The organism is Streptomyces sp. W16 (genome assembly GCF_033194735.1).
Taxonomy (GTDB): domain Bacteria; phylum Actinomycetota; class Actinomycetes; order Streptomycetales; family Streptomycetaceae; genus Streptomyces.
The window spans coordinates 1-912 of the sequence record NZ_JAWOAI010001168.1; the positions used below are offsets into that span (position 1 = coordinate 1).

The window sequence follows — 912 nt, forward strand, 5'->3', positions numbered from 1 at the left end:
CGCCGTACGGCGATCCGCGCGCCCTCGCCGCGGTCATCGGCTGTGTCGCGCGGGCGGCGGAGGCCGCGGTCCGGGAGGCGTCACCGCACGCCCATGTCGCCCAACTCACCGTCGCCATGGCTGGACCGGTCGTCGGACCCGGCCAACTGGTGGCCGCGGCCATCGACTTCGGCTGGCACAGCACCGACCTGCGCGCCCTGGTGGTCGCCGAACTCCCCGGACTCGACTGCCCTGTTGACGTGGTCAACGACGCCAACATGGCGGCTCTGGCCGAGTACCACGCCCTCGCGGCCGTCGGCGTACGGCACCCCGAGACCGTCGCCTACATCAAGGCCGACACCGGAGTCGGCGGCGGGCTGCTCATCAACGGGCGGGTGCACAGCGGGAGTCACGGCATGGCGGGCGAGATCGGACACCTGCCGATCGCCCTCGACGGTCCCGAATGCCGGTGCGGCACCCGGGGTTGCCTGGCGATGTACATCGGGCCCGAACCCCTCATCCACGCGGCCGGGTTGGACGCCGTCGCCGAGGCGCAGGGAGGTGAGGCGGCGCTGGCCGAACTGGACCGCCGACTGCGCGCGGGCGACCCGGACGCGACCGCCGCGCTCGGCGCCGCCGGGCACGCCCTGGGTGCCGCCGTCCTCGGTGTCTCCGGTGTCACCGACGTCGGCGAGGTCATCCTCGGCGGGTACCTCGCCACCTGGGCCGCGTGGCTCCGGCCCGGCCTGGACGCCCGGCTGGCCGGACGCCGCTCCCTGGCGCCGGACACCCAGCCGGACATCACCTTCGGCGTCCTCGGTACGGAGGCGACGCTGCGCGGCGCGTTCCAGACCTGCCGCGACGCCCTCCTCGACGACCCGACCAGCGTTCCGGCCGTGCCCGCGCCCCCGGTCGGCGTGACGTCCCCGTAGC

Annotated in this window: 1 protein-coding gene; it reads left to right on the plus strand. The window is 75.1% G+C overall.

Features of this window, described 5'->3' with window-relative positions; translation table 11 throughout:
* The coding region (locus tag R6V09_RS53990) for an ROK family protein (protein WP_317888674.1) at nt 1–911 on the plus strand (911 nt) is incomplete at its 5' end.
* Between the last annotated feature and the right edge of the window lies 1 nt (nt 912).